This is a genomic window from Enterococcus sp. AZ109 (genome assembly GCF_051714625.1).
Lineage (GTDB): Bacteria > Bacillota > Bacilli > Lactobacillales > Enterococcaceae > Enterococcus_A.
The window spans coordinates 2,330,001-2,343,759 of sequence record NZ_JBIOSF010000001.1; the positions used below are offsets into that span (position 1 = coordinate 2,330,001).

Genomic DNA, 13,759 nt, shown 5'->3' on the forward strand with positions numbered 1-13,759 from the left:
CGCTTTAGTTTTTATGAAGGGCCTATAGCTCAGCTGGTTAGAGCGCACGCCTGATAAGCGTGAGGTCGATGGTTCGAGTCCATTTAGGCCCATATCCCTTTTTTATATGTATTATGGCCCGTTGGTCAAGCGGTTAAGACACCGCCCTTTCACGGCGGTAACACGGGTTCGATTCCCGTACGGGTCATTTAACAAATTGGAGGATTACCCAAGTCCGGCTGAAGGGAACGGTCTTGAAAACCGTCAGGCGGGTAAAACCGTGCAAGGGTTCGAATCCCTTATCCTCCTTTTTAATATTACCGCGGGGTGGAGCAGTCTGGTAGCTCGTCGGGCTCATAACCCGAAGGTCGTAGGTTCAAATCCTGCCCCCGCAATTTGTAAAAACTAAAAAACTTGGTTCCGTGGTGTAGGGGTTAACATGCCTGCCTGTCACGCAGGAGATCGCGGGTTCAAATCCCGTCGGGACCGTTTTGGCTCGGTAGCTCAGTTGGTAGAGCAATGGATTGAAGCTCCATGTGTCGGCAGTTCGATTCTGTCCCGCGCCATAGCTTTGCGGGTGTAGTTTAGTGGTAAAACCACAGCCTTCCAAGCTGTTGTCGCGAGTTCGATTCTCGTCACCCGCTTTAGTTTTTATGAAGGGCCTATAGCTCAGCTGGTTAGAGCGCACGCCTGATAAGCGTGAGGTCGATGGTTCGAGTCCATTTAGGCCCATTAAAAATCATCATTTTTGGTTTTTGGGGAAGTACTCAAGTGGCTGAAGAGGCGCCCCTGCTAAGGGTGTAGGTCGGGAAACCGGCGCGAGGGTTCAAATCCCTCCTTCTCCGTTCTTTATAGTGGCCCGTTGGTCAAGCGGTTAAGACACCGCCCTTTCACGGCGGTAACACGGGTTCGATTCCCGTACGGGTCATCAGATGCTGAAAAGCATCTTTTTTTTGTTTTCAAGGTAAAAATGTTGTATTTGGCTTAAAATCTGTGTATCTTTCAAGAGAATTATCAAAAAAATGGTGTAATCCATCGTTTTTCTGGTATAATCAGTTCGTTGCAAGTTCCCGATAGGCTCTAGTAAATTTCTAGAGGTGCCTTGTAACCGAATAATAATTAGGGGGAATAAAAAATGAAAGAACGTCGTTTATTTACTTCTGAATCTGTTTCAGAAGGACATCCAGATAAAGTTGCTGATCAAATCAGTGATGCGATTCTCGATGCCATTTTAACAAAGGATCCAAAAGCTCGTGTTGCCTGCGAGACGTCTGTCACAACTGGATTGGTTTTAGTATTTGGAGAAATCTCAACTACGGCTTATGTCGATATCCAAAAGGTGGTTCGTGAAACTATAAAACGGATAGGCTATACGCATTCCAAATATGGTTTTGACGGAGATACTGTGGCCGTTTTGGTGGCAATTGATGAGCAATCACCTGATATTGCCCAAGGGGTTGATGAAGCTCTAGAGATTCGTGGGAAAGAAAAGGGCTTGGATGAAATCGGTGCAGGAGACCAAGGGTTAATGTTTGGTTTTGCGGTTAATGAAACTCCTGAGCTAATGCCTTTACCTATCTCGTTGAGTCACCATCTAGTTAAGCGATTGGCAGATTTGCGTAAATCACAAGAGGTGGCTTATTTAGGTCCAGACGCTAAGTCACAAGTAACTGTTGAATACGATGAAGAAGGCAAGCCTTTGCGAGTTGATACGGTAGTTATTAGTACTCAACATGCTGATGAGATAGACAATGAGACCATTCGAAAAGATGTTATGGAAAAAGTAATCAATCAGGTTATTCCAGCACAATTATTGGATGAAAAAACGCGTTATTTCATTAATCCGACAGGTAGGTTTGTTATTGGTGGTCCTCAAGGGGATGCCGGACTGACCGGTCGAAAAATTATTGTAGATACGTATGGTGGATATTCTCGTCATGGCGGAGGTGCATTTTCTGGAAAAGATGCAACGAAGGTGGACCGTTCGGCTTCTTATGCGGCTCGATACATTGCTAAAAATATTGTAGCAGCAGGCTTAGCTGAAAAAGTGGAAGTCCAATTAGCTTATGCAATTGGTGTAGCACAACCAGTATCTATTTCTGTTAATACCTTCGAAACAGGAACAGTTTCTGAAGAGAAATTAAACGAAGCTATTCGTGCGAATTTTGATCTTCGTCCGGCAGGTATTATTGAAATGTTAGATTTGCAGCGCCCAATTTATAGTCAGACAGCAGCTTATGGTCACTTTGGCCGTACAGATATAGAGTTGCCTTGGGAACAAACGGATAAAGTCGATGCTTTGAAACAGAGTTTAAACATACAGTAAAATCGTACAGACGTAGAAAATAAATCTATGGAGAGAAGAGGCGGTTTCTATTGATCATTTTGATCAATGGGACGGTCTCTTTTTCTGTCAATAGGAGGTAAAAATGAAGAGGGAAACCAACAAGAAAATAGTCACGATTGGGATTTTTATTGCAACGTTTATGACAGCAATCGAAGGAACAATTGTGACGACCGCAATGCCTACGATTGTAGGGTTGCTTCATGGTATGGAGATTATGAACTGGGTATTTTCAATTTATTTATTAACCAATGCCATGATGACACCGATTTATGGAAAACTGGCTGACAAAGTTGGTCGTAAACCAGTATTTATTGCGGGAATATTGATGTTTGTGTTAGGGTCGGCTTTATGCGGTTTTTCTAACAGTATGCTGACTTTAATAATCTCGCGGGCAATTCAAGGTATAGGCGCTGGTGCGATCATGCCGGTAGCTTTGACTATTATTGCTGACATGTATGATTTTGAACAGCGGACCAAAATCTTAGGTTTGAATAATGCAGCTTGGGGTATTTCCAGTGTGTTAGGTCCATTAGCTGGAGGGTTTATCGTTGATACAATTGGTTGGCACTGGATTTTCTTTATAAATGTTCCAATTGGTATTGGCTTAATTTTTTTAATACAATACTTTTTAGTAGAAGAAAAACGAGAGAAAAATGCAAAGAAAATGGATTTTGTTGGTAGTATTTCTTTGATGCTGACTTTAGTAAGCTTACTGCTAGGGTTTCAGATTCTAGGTGATAATGGCGTAACTATACAAGTAGTTATTTTGTTGTTGCTCACAATACTTTTTACAGCATTATTTGTTTTTGCTGAGAAGCGAGCCGAAGATCCTGTGATTGATCTTAGCTTGTTTAGAAATACTGCTTTTATGCTAGTGAATGGTGTAGCATTTCTCATAAGTGGTTTCTTGATGGGGCTGGATGTGTACATTCCGATGTGGATGCAAGGCGTGTTAGGAAAATCAGCTGCAATTGGCGGGTTAGTAATGGCACCCTTGTCAATTATTTGGATATTTGGATCTTTCTTGTCAGGTCGTTTACTAATCAGAATGACCGCTAAAAAAGTCTTAGCAATTGGCCTGCTGGTAATTATGTTTGGCGCAGGGGCATTGTTGATTTTGCCAATTCACAGTCCTTTCTGGTTGTTCTTTATCATCTCTGGGATTTTAGGGTTAGGCTATGGCTTGTCTATAACAACTACAACTGTGGAGGCTCAAAATAGTGTTCCGCAAAATGAGATGGGGGTTGCTACGTCCTTTAATACATTGTCTCGTACGATTGGTCAAACGGTGATGGTTTCGATTTTTGGGATTGTAATGAATGTTCAAATTGCCCGTAAGCTGCCAAGCGTGGGAGTAATTGATGATCCAGATATTATGAATAAGTTGATCAATCCACATACAGCTAGTCAGATTGTTCCCGTTTTACGAGAAAAATTGCGGGAGATTTTGTTTAATGGATTACACCTTGTTTATTTTGTGGGTTTGGTTTTAGTTATTATGGCGTTTGTTTTTACATTGTTAGTTGGCAAAAAGCGAGAAAGTGATACACTGTAAAAAAGGAATTTAGCTATATTTCAATGAGAATTGTTGCTAAATAAGGAGGAAACTGAATGGCTCTTTTACAGGTAAATGCCTACTCAAATGTGTTAGAAATGGAAATTTCTATGAATGTGCTGTTACCGCAAACAACACATAAGAAAATTGGGACACAAACGCAGGGATTAACGGAGGATGTCCCTATTTTATACTTGCTGCATGGAATGGGTGGCAATCATAGTGTTTGGGAGCGGCGCAGCTCAATTGAGCGGTATGTCTCGACGTATCAAATGGCGGTAGTAATGCCTTCAACTGACTTAGGATTTTATACCGATACAACTTATGATATGAACTACTGGACTTTCTTATCCGAAGAATTACCGCAGCTTATTCATGAGCTGTTTCCACAAATTACGCAAAAACGCGAAAAGACTTTTGCTGCTGGTTTATCAATGGGTGGTTACGGGGCTTTGAAATTAGGTCTTCGTAAGCCGGAAATGTTCGCTGCAGTAGCCTCTTTGTCTGGTGCATTAATTATGAATAATGTGGATGCTTTATTGGCAACACGCAAGGCGGCTTATTGGGAAGGAATCTTTGGACCGTTGGATCAAATCAAAGGCTCCGCTAACGATCCCCTTACGATGGTAGAAGAGCTGAATGCTGATAAAGCGGAGGTTCCACGATTCTTTTTGGCTTGCGGTACGGAGGATTTCTTGTATCCAGCCAGTCAATACATGGCGGCTAAGCTGGCGGAAAAGGATTGGGATGTGACCTTTGAAGAAGGGCCGGGAGAGCACAACTGGGTGTTCTGGGATCAGTGGATTCAACGAGTATTAGAGTGGATGTTTAAAGGCAACTAGGAAATTATTCCTGGCTGCCTTTTTTCTTTTCCACACACACTAAAATGGGGGGATTATTTTTCTGGTTGATGAATTGATAGGTTAAGACACTGTAGTCTTTTTGCGGCAGATCCCCGCAGTAATTCAGGACTTGATTTTTTTCCGCAGCTCCGCCGTCGTGCCCGTAGTAGATGACTAAGATCATCCGGCCGCCGACAGTCAGGCGTTTTAAGATGGCGTCCATGGCCTGCTTAGTGGTTTCCGGCAGCGTGATGATTGATTTGTCGCTGTTAGGTAAATAGCCTAAGTTGAAGATGGCCGCTTTGATGGGCTGCTCTTCTGGGACGTTGGTTTCAATCGTTTCGTGGCCGGCTAAAAAGAGGTCGGCTTGAGGAGCAGTGTCTCCCAGTTTTTCTTTGGTGTTGGTCAAAGCCTGCTCTTGGATATCAAAGGCATAGACTTTGCCTTTTGGACCTACTAATTCTGATAGGAAAAGGGTGTCGTTGCCGTTGCCCATGGTGGCGTCGATCACTTGATCGCCTGGCTGGATGATTTCTTTTAAAAGTGTGTGGCTATAATGTAAGGCTGTTTGCAGCATGGTTCTTCTCCTGTCTAACGTCAAATTTCCCTTGGTAGGAATCCCGACGCAGCATTTCCTGATCGATGGCGTTCAGGACTTCCCATTTTTTGAGACTCCACATGGGTCCGACTAAGGCATCCCAAGGAGCATCACCGGTTAGACGATGGATAATAATTTCCGGCGGGATCATTTCCAGCTGATCGCAAATCACGTTGACATAATCCTCAAGAGTCATTAGCTGTAGCCGACCTTCGGCATAATCTCTTAGCATTTTGGTATTGCGCATCAGATGAAGCAGGTGTAACTTAATCCCTTGAATGTCGGAATCTAAAATGGTTCGACGCACGTTTTCCCGCATCATCTCCAGCGACTCGCCAGGCAGGCCGTTGATTAAATGCGTACAGACGTTGATGCTGTGTTTCCGCAGGCGAGCAACAGCATCGGTATAAGTATCGTAATCATGAGCCCGATTAATAGCATTGCTGGTTTCTTCGTAGGTGGTTTGCAAACCTAGCTCAACCCACAAGTACATCCGCTGGTTAAGTTCGGCAAGATAATCGACGACATCGGGGGGCAGACAATCAGGTCTTGTTCCTACAGATAGTCCGACGACTCCCGGTAAATTGACCACTTGCTCAAAACGTTCGCGAATCACTTCCACGGGTGCATGGGTATTAGTGAAGTTTTGAAAATAGACAATGTATTGGTCAACATTGGGCCATTTGAGATGCATCATGTCGATTTCTTTTTGAAATTGCTGAGGCAACGGATCATTTGGGGCCACCATCATATCGCCAGAACCAGAGACACTGCAAAAAGTACAGCCACCATGAGCTGCCGTACCATCACGATTCGGACAATCAAAGCCGCCGTCTACGGGAACTTTGAAAATTTTTCCACCGAATTCTTGACGTAAGGCATAATTCCATGAATGATAGCGTTTGGTAGGGTCATCAGTATACGCAAACATCACTATTTCCTCCCAATCATTTTCATGTCATAAACAAATTTTTGGTGGCGGTAGTAAGGATAGGTGAACAACAGCCAGCTGATACCTAACAAAAAACCGCCGAGAACGTCTGTCGGAAAATGGACCCCCACGTAAATTCGGCTTAGGCCGATACCGAAAATCAGCAAGCCCAATAAAACTTGGATCACATATTGGATCGTTTTATTGCTGATAATCACACCAGCGGCAAAAATCAAGGTTCCGTATAGGATCATACTTGTAACCGAGTGACCGCTGGGGAAACTGTAGCTGTGTTCGGTCACCATATGTGTCAATATCGTTGGCCGTTCCCGTTGAAAGAATAATTTCAGTAATTGATTGACGACGCCGCTGATAATCACTAAGTTGGCCGCCAGCCAGACAGCGGTGGGTTTTTCTTTGTTGAACCAAAACAGGCCTAAGAAAACTACAGCTAAAATGACGATCGTCAAGGGATCGGCAAATTTGGTAATCCATAGGAAAAAATTGTCCATTGATGGTGCTAAGCGATGGACTGTGTTGATGATGGCTGTATCAAAGCCTTGCAAGGTCGTTGGATAAAAGCGCACAATGTAACAAAGTGCGGCAAACAGCAGCAAAGTGAAGCTGCCGGCTAAATGGTAATAGGGTTTATTTTTCATAAGATTTCCTTTCTATACTAAACGCCATTAATTATACCACGGGGGACAAATGGCTCAATTGATTTTTCCGATTCTTAAAAAGGAATTAAATTGAATTTATCTAGGGAATCTGCTAAGATGAAACTACTTGAATACTGATACGTTGACAAGGAGTAGTAGGAGCTTGGGCATTTTTAGAGAGTACACGGTTGCTGGGAGTGTATATGTCGAACTTTGAACTTACCTTTGAGTATGATCGCAGCGATCCGGTGAGAACCGTTATCTCTTTGAGGTCTGGCCTGTGCCGGATAAAGATAGGTGGTACCACGTTTTTAACGTCCTATAGAAGCACGTCTTCTATAGGATTTTTTTGATTAATTTATATTAGGAGGAACGACAGTGAGTTACAGTCATAAAGAGATTGAAAAGAAATGGCAAAAATATTGGGCCAAGCATAATGTGTTTAATACCCATGATGATCCAGAGAGTCCTAATTTTTATGCCTTAGATATGTTCCCGTATCCGTCTGGGCAAGGGCTTCACGTAGGACATCCGGAAGGTTATACGGCAACTGATATTATTTCCCGCACGAAACGGGCGCAAGGCTTCAACGTGCTGCACCCAATGGGTTGGGATGCCTTTGGTTTGCCAGCGGAGCAATATGCTCTGGATACCGGGAATGATCCGGCGGAATTTACCAAGAAAAATATCGAAACCTTCAAGCGTCAAATTAATTCCCTAGGCTTCAGCTATGACTGGAATCGGGAAATCAACACCACTGATCCAGAATACTACAAATGGACTCAATGGATTTTTGAGCAATTGTATGAAAAAGACTTGGCTTATGAAGCAGAAGTACCAGTGAACTGGGTACCGGAATTAGGCACGGTCATTTCTAATGAAGAAGTCATTGACGGCAAAAGTGAACGGGGCGGCTATGATGTGGTCCGCAAGCCAATGCGTCAATGGATGTTGAAAATCACCGCTTATGCGGACCGTTTGCTGGATGATCTGGATTTAGTTGATTGGCCAGAAAACATTAAAGAAATGCAGCGCAACTGGATCGGTCGTTCGATTGGGGCCAATGTGACCTTTAAAGTGGCGGGTTCTGAGGAAGAATTCACCGTCTTCACTACACGTCCCGATACGTTGTTTGGGGCAACCTATGCGGTATTGGCACCGGAATTAGCTTTGGTGGACCAAATTACCACGGCTGCACAAAAAGCTGCAGTAGATGCTTATAAAGAAGAAGCAGCGAAAAAATCGGAATTGAACCGGACCGATCTTGCCAAAGAAAAAACCGGGGTCTTTACGGGTGCTTTTGCGATTAACCCAGTCAATGGCAAAGAAATTCCCATTTGGATTGCTGACTATGTGTTGTCTTCTTATGGAACGGGCGCCATTATGGCGGTACCAGCCCACGATGAACGAGATTACGAATTTGCGAAAACATTTGGCCTGGAAATTGTGCCGGTTTTAGCTGGCGGCAATATCGAAGAAGAAGCCTACACTGGCGACGGCGAACATATCAATTCTGACTTCTTGAATGGCTTGGACAAACAAGAAGCGATCGACAAAATGGTGGTGTGGCTGGAAGAAAACGGCTGCGGCAAAAAGGAAACCAGCTATCGTCTAAGAGACTGGTTGTTCTCTCGTCAACGTTATTGGGGCGAACCAATTCCGGTGATTCACTGGGAAGATGGCACCACTGGCTTAGTACCAGATTATGAATTGCCATTGATCTTGCCGAAAACCGACAACATCCAACCAAGTGGTACTGGTGAGTCTCCTTTGGCGAACATCGAAGAGTGGGTAAATGTCGTTGATCCTGTAACCGGGATGAAAGGTCGTCGGGAAACCAACACCATGCCACAATGGGCAGGCAGCTCATGGTATTTCTTGCGTTTTATCGACCCACACAACAAAGAAACGTTGGCTGATTTTGAAAAATTGGAAAACTGGATGCCGGTAGATCTCTACATTGGCGGGGCAGAGCATGCGGTCTTGCACTTGTTGTATGCTCGTTTCTGGCATAAATTCTTGTACGATATCGGTGTGGTGCCAACCAAGGAACCATTCCAAAAATTATACAACCAAGGCATGATTCTTGGACAAAGCTTCCGTGATGAACGTGGCGCATTAGTACCTACCAACTTAGTTGAAAAGCGCGATGGTGGCTGGTTCAACGTGGAAACTGGCGAAGAACTGGAAGAATCACCAGCGAAAATGAGTAAATCACTGAAAAATGTCGTGAATCCAGATGACGTAATTCAAAAATTCGGCGCCGATACCTTGCGGGTATACGAAATGTTTATGGGACCATTGGATGCTGCGATTCCTTGGAGCGAAAACGGCTTAGAAGGCAGCCGCAAATTCTTGGATCGTGTATGGCGTTTACTTGTGGACGATCAAGGGAAAATGCGGGATCATATTACCAAAATCAATGATGGCAGCCTAACGAAGGTTTATCATCAAACCGTTAAAAAAGTGACGGAGGATATTGAGAACCTGCATTTCAATACCGCAATTTCACAATTGATGGTTTTTGTTAATGAAGCTTATAAAGTGGATGCTCTAACTTATGAATATATGGAAGGCTTCGTTCAGCTGCTGGCACCATTTGCACCGCATATTGGGGAAGAGTTATGGCAGATTCTAGGACACGATGAAACAATCAGTTATGTCCCTTGGCCAACTCATGATGAAGAAGCTTTGGTGGAAAATGAAATCGAAGTGATTCTGCAGGTGAATGGTAAGGTTCGTGCCAAGGTAACCGTAGCGGTTGATCTAGCGAAAGAAGAGCTGGAAAAAATTGCGATGGCAGATGAAAACATTGTCCGCAACATCGAAGGGAAAACGATCCGTAAAGTGATTGTAGTACCGAATAAATTAGTTAATATTGTAGCTAACTAAAAAAACAAAAAGATGAAGCATCCTGTTAAAAAAGGTTGCTTCATCTTTTTTTTGCTGGGGTCGGGCTTCGCAAAGCCTTGCTTAGCTATTTTGGATGATACATATTTACATAAGCATCAACGGCCTTAAGAGCATCGGCAACATCTTTAGCCGAAACTTTCATAGCCATTTCATGAATCGTTTCCTCTTCAATCGTCGCTTGCTCGCCGATCTTCAACAGGTCTTCGTCGGAAGCATCACCTAAATGCATATCTTCTAAAGTGGTTGGCAGATCCAGGGTTTGATACAAATCAATGTATTTATCCAATTCTTTCTGCGGCGCATTTTCCAAAATCATTTGAGTTAAAGTACCGTAAGCGACTTTTTCACCATGGGAAAGCTCATGAATGTCTCCGTCTAAAATAGAGAATCCGTTATGGATAGCATGGGCTGCTGCCAGACCGGCACTTTCAAAGCCCAAGCCGCTTAATAGGGTATTGGCTTCCACAATTTGCTCAAAGGCTTCGGTTACGACATTTGCTCGGTTGGCTTCCATCGCTTTAAATGCATTTTCGAAAATGACTTCCTCACATTTTTCGGCAATCGCCATGGCTGCCGCTGTTTGGGCACCACCTGCCATCGTTTCCCCGTGACTTTGGGCCACTGAGCGGGCTTCGATTAAGGTAGCCAGTGCATCGGCAATGCCGGCGGCTAATAATTCAGTGGGGGCGTTGGCAACTACTTCGGTATCGATCATGACTAGATCTGGATTTTTACTGTAGAAGCGGTAGCCTTCGAATTTTCCTTCGTCAGAATAGATTACTGACAAGGATGAGGTCGGCGCATCGGTGGAGGCCACGGTTGGCAATACTGCAATCGGTAGTTTAAAATCATCTGCCACGGCTTTTCCAGTATCGATCGCTTTCCCGCCGCCTAGTGCGACAATGACTTCAACATCTTCATCTTCGGCTTTTTTACCAATTCGTTCAATTTCGTCTTCTGAGGCTTCGCCGCCAAAAATTTCTTTGACTGGCTTCATGTCCTCATTCTTCATCGTTTCAAATAACTCTTCTCCGACAATTTCCCAAACATCTTCGTCTGTAATAATTAGTACATTTGATCCCAAGGCTTTGATGTATTTCATACCGTTCTTCAGCATCCCTTTACCTTGGACATAGCGGGACGGACTTGCAAAAATTTTTTCCATCGTTCTTCCCTCCATTTAAATGAATATAAATAGTTTGTCATAGAATCTTTGAGACGGCAAAAAAAATGCTTTCAATTTGGATGTTGAAAAACGAGTTGAAAATTTCCAGTAAAAGTAAGTTGGGCAGAAAATATTTATTAGAGTTGACTTATCTATAAAATTAGGTTAACCTAAAACTGTAAAAACGAGAAGAATTATCAATCTAATAGAGGTGAGTAGAAATGATTACCTGTGAAAATATTAATGTCAGCTACAGCAATCAAGCCAAGGCCTTGGAAGACGTCAATTTCTCTTTGGAGGGACCGACGATCACCGGTATTATCGGACCTAATGGTGCTGGAAAGTCCACGCTGTTAAAAGCCATCCTGAATATTGTGCCTCACAACGGTAATACGGTAATCGATGGTCAAGCTGCGACCAAGCGCTTGAGTTCGATTGCTTATGTAGAACAAAAAAGCGGAATTGATTTTACTTTTCCCATTACGGTAAAGGAATGTGTCTCTTTAGGCACTTATCCCGCAGTGGGTTTGTTTAAACGGCTGAAGTCTAAGCAATGGGAAGATGTCAAAGCGGCTTTGATGGAAGTCGGCATGGAAGAATATGCGGATCGGCAAATCAGCGAACTGTCAGGTGGGCAATTCCAACGGGTGTTAGTGGCCCGCTGTTTAGTCCAGCAAGCCGATTACATTTTTTTGGATGAACCTTTCGTAGGTATCGATTCGGTTAGTGAAGGAATCATCATGCAAACCCTGCAGCAATTAAAAAATCAAGGCAAGACGATATTGATTGTCCATCATGACTTAAGCAAAGTGGAAAGTTATTTTGACCAAGTCATGATCTTGAATAAAAAACTGATCGCTGTCGGCAAAACGGAGGAAACCTTCCGTAAAAAGAATTTGATTCGGGCCTATGGCGACACCATCTTCATCGGGGAGGAAGTTCGCCATGCTAGCTAATTTTATTCAAGGACTGCAGGAATTTCATTTTCTGCAAAATGCCTTAATTACCGCTTTAGTCATTGGAGTAGTTTCCGGTGTGGTAGGCTGCTTCATCATTTTACGAGGAATGTCCTTGATGGGTGATGCGATTTCCCACGCGGTTCTGCCGGGGGTGGCGATTTCCTATATTTTAGGCATCAACTTTTTTATCGGAGCCATCACCTTTGGGATTTTGGCTTCGGTGATTATCACCTTCGTCAAGAATAATAGTGTGGTTAAAGGCGACACGGCGATTGGGATTACTTTTAGTTCCTTTTTAGCACTGGGGGTCATCCTGATCGGGATTGCTAACAGCTCTACTGATTTATTCCACATTTTGTTTGGGAATATTTTGGCGGTGCAGGACATTGATAAGTGGATAACCATCGGGGTATCGATCTTGGTGCTGGCCGTGATTGCATTGTTCTTCAAAGAACTGCTGATTACCTCGTTTGATCCATTGATGGCCCAAGCGTTAGGCATGAAAGTGAGCTTTTATCACTACCTGCTGATGATCTTATTGACGCTGGTAGCTGTAACTGCGATGCAAAGTGTCGGTACGATTTTAATTGTGGCGATGCTTATTACGCCAGCGGCAACAGCTTACTTGTATTCCAATAGTTTGAAAACCATGATGCTGATCTCGGCTTGCCTAGGGGCGTTGTCCTCCTTGCTCGGCCTGTTCATCGGCTACACGTTTAATATTGCGGTGGGGTCATGTATTGTATTGACCGCGACCAGTTTCTTTATCATCAGCTTCTTTATTTCACCCAAACAAAACTTTTTTAGAAGAAAGGTTGTCAGCGAATGAAAAAAATTTTAAAAGGCAGTTTGCTAGCGGTATTGAGTTTGACTTTGTTTGCCGCTTGTTCCTCTAATTCATCCTCCTCTGAAGAAGAGGATAACGGGAAATTGAATGTGGTGGTGACAAACTCCATCTTAGCGGATATGACAGAAACCATCGGGCAGGATCGCATTAACTTGCACAGTATTGTACCGGTTGGTAAAAATCCCCACGAATACGAACCGCTGCCGGAGGATATCCAAAAAACTTCCCGGGCTGATCTGATTTTTTATAATGGGCTGAATCTGGAAACCGGCGGGAATTCCTGGTTCACGAAGTTGGTGGAGAATGCCAATAAGGGAAAGGATAAAGATTACTTTGCTGCCAGTGATGGTGTTGAGGAGATTTATCTGGAGGGGCAAAATGAAGCCGGCAAGGAAGATCCTCATGCTTGGTTGAATTTGGAAAATGGGATTATTTATGCCAAAAACATTGAAAAACAGCTGGCAGCGAAAGATCCCGACAACAAGGAATTTTACGAAAAAAATCTTAATGAGTATGTTGAGAAGCTAAGTGCCTTGGATGCGGAAGCCAAAGAGAAATTTGCAGGGATTCCTGAGGACAAGAAAATGATTGTTACCAGTGAAGGCTGCTTCAAGTACTTTTCTAAGGCCTACGATATTCCCAGTGAATACATTTGGGAGATCAACACCGAAGAAGAAGGGACTCCCGATCAAATCAAACAATTGGTTCAAAATCTTAGGGAGAGCAATGTTCCAGCCTTGTTTGTGGAAAGCAGTGTCAACGAGAAACCGATGCAAACTGTCTCCAAAGACACCGGTATCCCAATTTACGGGAAAATCTTCACTGATTCGGTAGCTGAAAAGGGCGAAGATGGCGACAGCTATTACGCCATGATGAAATGGAATTTGGATAATATTGCGGAAGGGTTGTCGCAAGAATAGCATGAAGCGCCTCGTCTGTTGGAGATGAGGTGCTTTTTTTTAAG

11 protein-coding genes, 11 tRNA genes, 1 riboswitch and 1 other annotated feature (1 of these 24 running past the window's edge) are annotated in these 13,759 nt (G+C 43.5%); of the genes, 18 read left to right on the top strand and 4 right to left on the bottom strand.

What is annotated here, in order from left to right:
• The 14 genes from IGI42_RS11215 to IGI42_RS11280 form a co-directional block, all read left to right on the top strand.
• A tRNA-Gly gene (locus IGI42_RS11215) sits at positions 1-4 on the top strand; it begins 67 nt to the left of the window's first position.
• A gap of 14 nt (positions 5-18) precedes the next feature.
• Positions 19-92, top strand: a tRNA-Ile gene (locus tag IGI42_RS11220).
• Positions 93-115: 23 nt separating this feature from the next.
• A tRNA-Glu gene (locus IGI42_RS11225) sits at positions 116-187 on the top strand.
• An 11-nt stretch (positions 188-198) separates the two neighbouring features.
• A tRNA-Ser gene (locus IGI42_RS11230) sits at positions 199-288 on the top strand.
• 12 nt (positions 289-300) lie between these two features.
• Positions 301-374, top strand: a tRNA-Met gene (locus IGI42_RS11235).
• Positions 375-395: 21 nt separating this feature from the next.
• A tRNA-Asp gene (locus IGI42_RS11240) sits at positions 396-468 on the top strand.
• A 4-nt stretch (positions 469-472) separates the two neighbouring features.
• Positions 473-545: transfer RNA gene (locus IGI42_RS11245), tRNA-Phe, on the top strand.
• A 7-nt stretch (positions 546-552) separates the two neighbouring features.
• Positions 553-623: transfer RNA gene (locus IGI42_RS11250), tRNA-Gly, on the top strand.
• A gap of 14 nt (positions 624-637) precedes the next feature.
• Positions 638-711 (top strand) — tRNA-Ile (locus IGI42_RS11255).
• 25 nt (positions 712-736) lie between these two features.
• A tRNA-Ser gene (locus IGI42_RS11260) sits at positions 737-824 on the top strand.
• Positions 825-835: 11 nt separating this feature from the next.
• Positions 836-907, top strand: a tRNA-Glu gene (locus IGI42_RS11265).
• A gap of 127 nt (positions 908-1,034) precedes the next feature.
• Positions 1,035-1,117: riboswitch (SMK box riboswitch) on the top strand.
• Positions 1,115-2,305, top strand: coding sequence for a methionine adenosyltransferase (gene metK, locus IGI42_RS11270; protein ID WP_438715927.1), 1,191 nt, complete (start codon positions 1,115-1,117; stop codon positions 2,303-2,305). Its footprint overlaps the riboswitch before it by 3 nt.
• Before the next feature lie 103 nt (positions 2,306-2,408).
• Positions 2,409-3,881: an MDR family MFS transporter gene (locus IGI42_RS11275; RefSeq protein ID WP_438715928.1), complete on the top strand. Its 1,473-nt coding sequence runs from the start codon at positions 2,409-2,411 to the stop codon at positions 3,879-3,881.
• A 56-nt stretch (positions 3,882-3,937) separates the two neighbouring features.
• Positions 3,938-4,723, top strand: a complete 786-nt coding sequence (locus tag IGI42_RS11280) for an alpha/beta hydrolase (protein WP_438715929.1) — start codon at positions 3,938-3,940, stop codon at positions 4,721-4,723.
• 4 nt (positions 4,724-4,727) lie between these two features.
• On the opposite strand, the gene IGI42_RS11285 is transcribed toward IGI42_RS11280, so the two are convergent.
• From IGI42_RS11285 to IGI42_RS11295, 3 genes are read right to left on the bottom strand one after another with little or no spacing between them, the layout of a single operon-like run.
• The gene (locus IGI42_RS11285) at positions 4,728-5,300 is read right to left on the bottom strand and encodes a class I SAM-dependent methyltransferase (RefSeq protein WP_438715930.1); all 573 of its coding nucleotides are present in this window, start codon (positions 5,298-5,300) and stop codon (positions 4,728-4,730) included.
• On the bottom strand, positions 5,275-6,252 hold the full coding sequence (locus IGI42_RS11290) for a TIGR01212 family radical SAM protein (protein WP_438715931.1): 978 nt from the start codon (positions 6,250-6,252) through the stop codon (positions 5,275-5,277). Before IGI42_RS11290 ends, IGI42_RS11285 begins: the two co-directional genes overlap by 26 nt.
• A 2-nt stretch (positions 6,253-6,254) precedes the next feature.
• Positions 6,255-6,911 (bottom strand): phosphatase PAP2 family protein, encoded by a 657-nt coding sequence (locus IGI42_RS11295; RefSeq protein ID WP_438715932.1) that lies wholly within the window; start codon positions 6,909-6,911, stop codon positions 6,255-6,257.
• 133 nt (positions 6,912-7,044) lie between these two features.
• Positions 7,045-7,236, top strand: a binding site (T-box leader).
• A gap of 53 nt (positions 7,237-7,289) precedes the next feature.
• Between IGI42_RS11295 and leuS the strand changes: the two genes are divergently transcribed.
• Positions 7,290-9,803 (top strand): leucine--tRNA ligase, encoded by a 2,514-nt coding sequence (gene leuS / locus IGI42_RS11300; protein WP_438715933.1) that lies wholly within the window; start codon positions 7,290-7,292, stop codon positions 9,801-9,803.
• Between the two features lie 85 nt (positions 9,804-9,888).
• Here the strand turns inward: leuS and IGI42_RS11305 are convergent, their stop codons facing one another.
• Positions 9,889-10,989 carry a glycerol dehydrogenase gene (locus IGI42_RS11305; RefSeq protein ID WP_438715934.1) on the bottom strand — a complete coding sequence of 367 codons (1,101 nt, stop codon included), beginning with the start codon at positions 10,987-10,989 and terminating at the stop codon, positions 9,889-9,891.
• 221 nt (positions 10,990-11,210) lie between these two features.
• Here IGI42_RS11305 and IGI42_RS11310 point away from each other — a divergent pair, with 221 nt between their 5' ends.
• The 3 genes from IGI42_RS11310 to IGI42_RS11320 are packed head-to-tail and all read left to right on the top strand — an operon-like array spanning position 11,211 to position 13,715.
• Positions 11,211-11,945: a metal ABC transporter ATP-binding protein gene (locus IGI42_RS11310; protein ID WP_438715935.1), complete on the top strand. Its 735-nt coding sequence runs from the start codon at positions 11,211-11,213 to the stop codon at positions 11,943-11,945.
• Positions 11,935-12,777: a metal ABC transporter permease subunit gene (locus IGI42_RS11315; protein WP_438715936.1), complete on the top strand. Its 843-nt coding sequence runs from the start codon at positions 11,935-11,937 to the stop codon at positions 12,775-12,777. Before IGI42_RS11310 ends, IGI42_RS11315 begins: the two co-directional genes overlap by 11 nt.
• Positions 12,774-13,715, top strand: a complete 942-nt coding sequence (locus tag IGI42_RS11320) for a metal ABC transporter substrate-binding lipoprotein (protein ID WP_438715937.1) — start codon at positions 12,774-12,776, stop codon at positions 13,713-13,715. The genes IGI42_RS11315 and IGI42_RS11320 overlap by 4 nt, the downstream gene beginning before the upstream one ends.
• The last annotated feature ends 44 nt before the right edge of the window (positions 13,716-13,759 follow it).

Excerpts from the sequence above, each read along its gene's own strand:
- metK (WP_438715927.1), top strand. The coding sequence starts at position 1,115 with ATGAAAGAACGTCGTTTATTTACTTCTGAATCTGTTTCAGAAGGACAT.
- IGI42_RS11275 (WP_438715928.1), top strand. The coding sequence starts at position 2,409 with ATGAAGAGGGAAACCAACAAGAAAATAGTCACGATTGGGATTTTTATT.
- IGI42_RS11280 (WP_438715929.1), top strand. The coding sequence starts at position 3,938 with ATGGCTCTTTTACAGGTAAATGCCTACTCAAATGTGTTAGAAATGGAA.
- IGI42_RS11285 (WP_438715930.1), bottom strand. The coding sequence starts at position 5,300 with ATGCTGCAAACAGCCTTACATTATAGCCACACACTTTTAAAAGAAATC.
- IGI42_RS11290 (WP_438715931.1), bottom strand. The coding sequence starts at position 6,252 with ATGTTTGCGTATACTGATGACCCTACCAAACGCTATCATTCATGGAAT.
- IGI42_RS11295 (WP_438715932.1), bottom strand. The coding sequence starts at position 6,911 with ATGAAAAATAAACCCTATTACCATTTAGCCGGCAGCTTCACTTTGCTG.
- IGI42_RS11305 (WP_438715934.1), bottom strand. The coding sequence starts at position 10,989 with ATGGAAAAAATTTTTGCAAGTCCGTCCCGCTATGTCCAAGGTAAAGGG.
- IGI42_RS11310 (WP_438715935.1), top strand. The coding sequence starts at position 11,211 with ATGATTACCTGTGAAAATATTAATGTCAGCTACAGCAATCAAGCCAAG.
- IGI42_RS11315 (WP_438715936.1), top strand. The coding sequence starts at position 11,935 with ATGCTAGCTAATTTTATTCAAGGACTGCAGGAATTTCATTTTCTGCAA.
- IGI42_RS11320 (WP_438715937.1), top strand. The coding sequence starts at position 12,774 with ATGAAAAAAATTTTAAAAGGCAGTTTGCTAGCGGTATTGAGTTTGACT.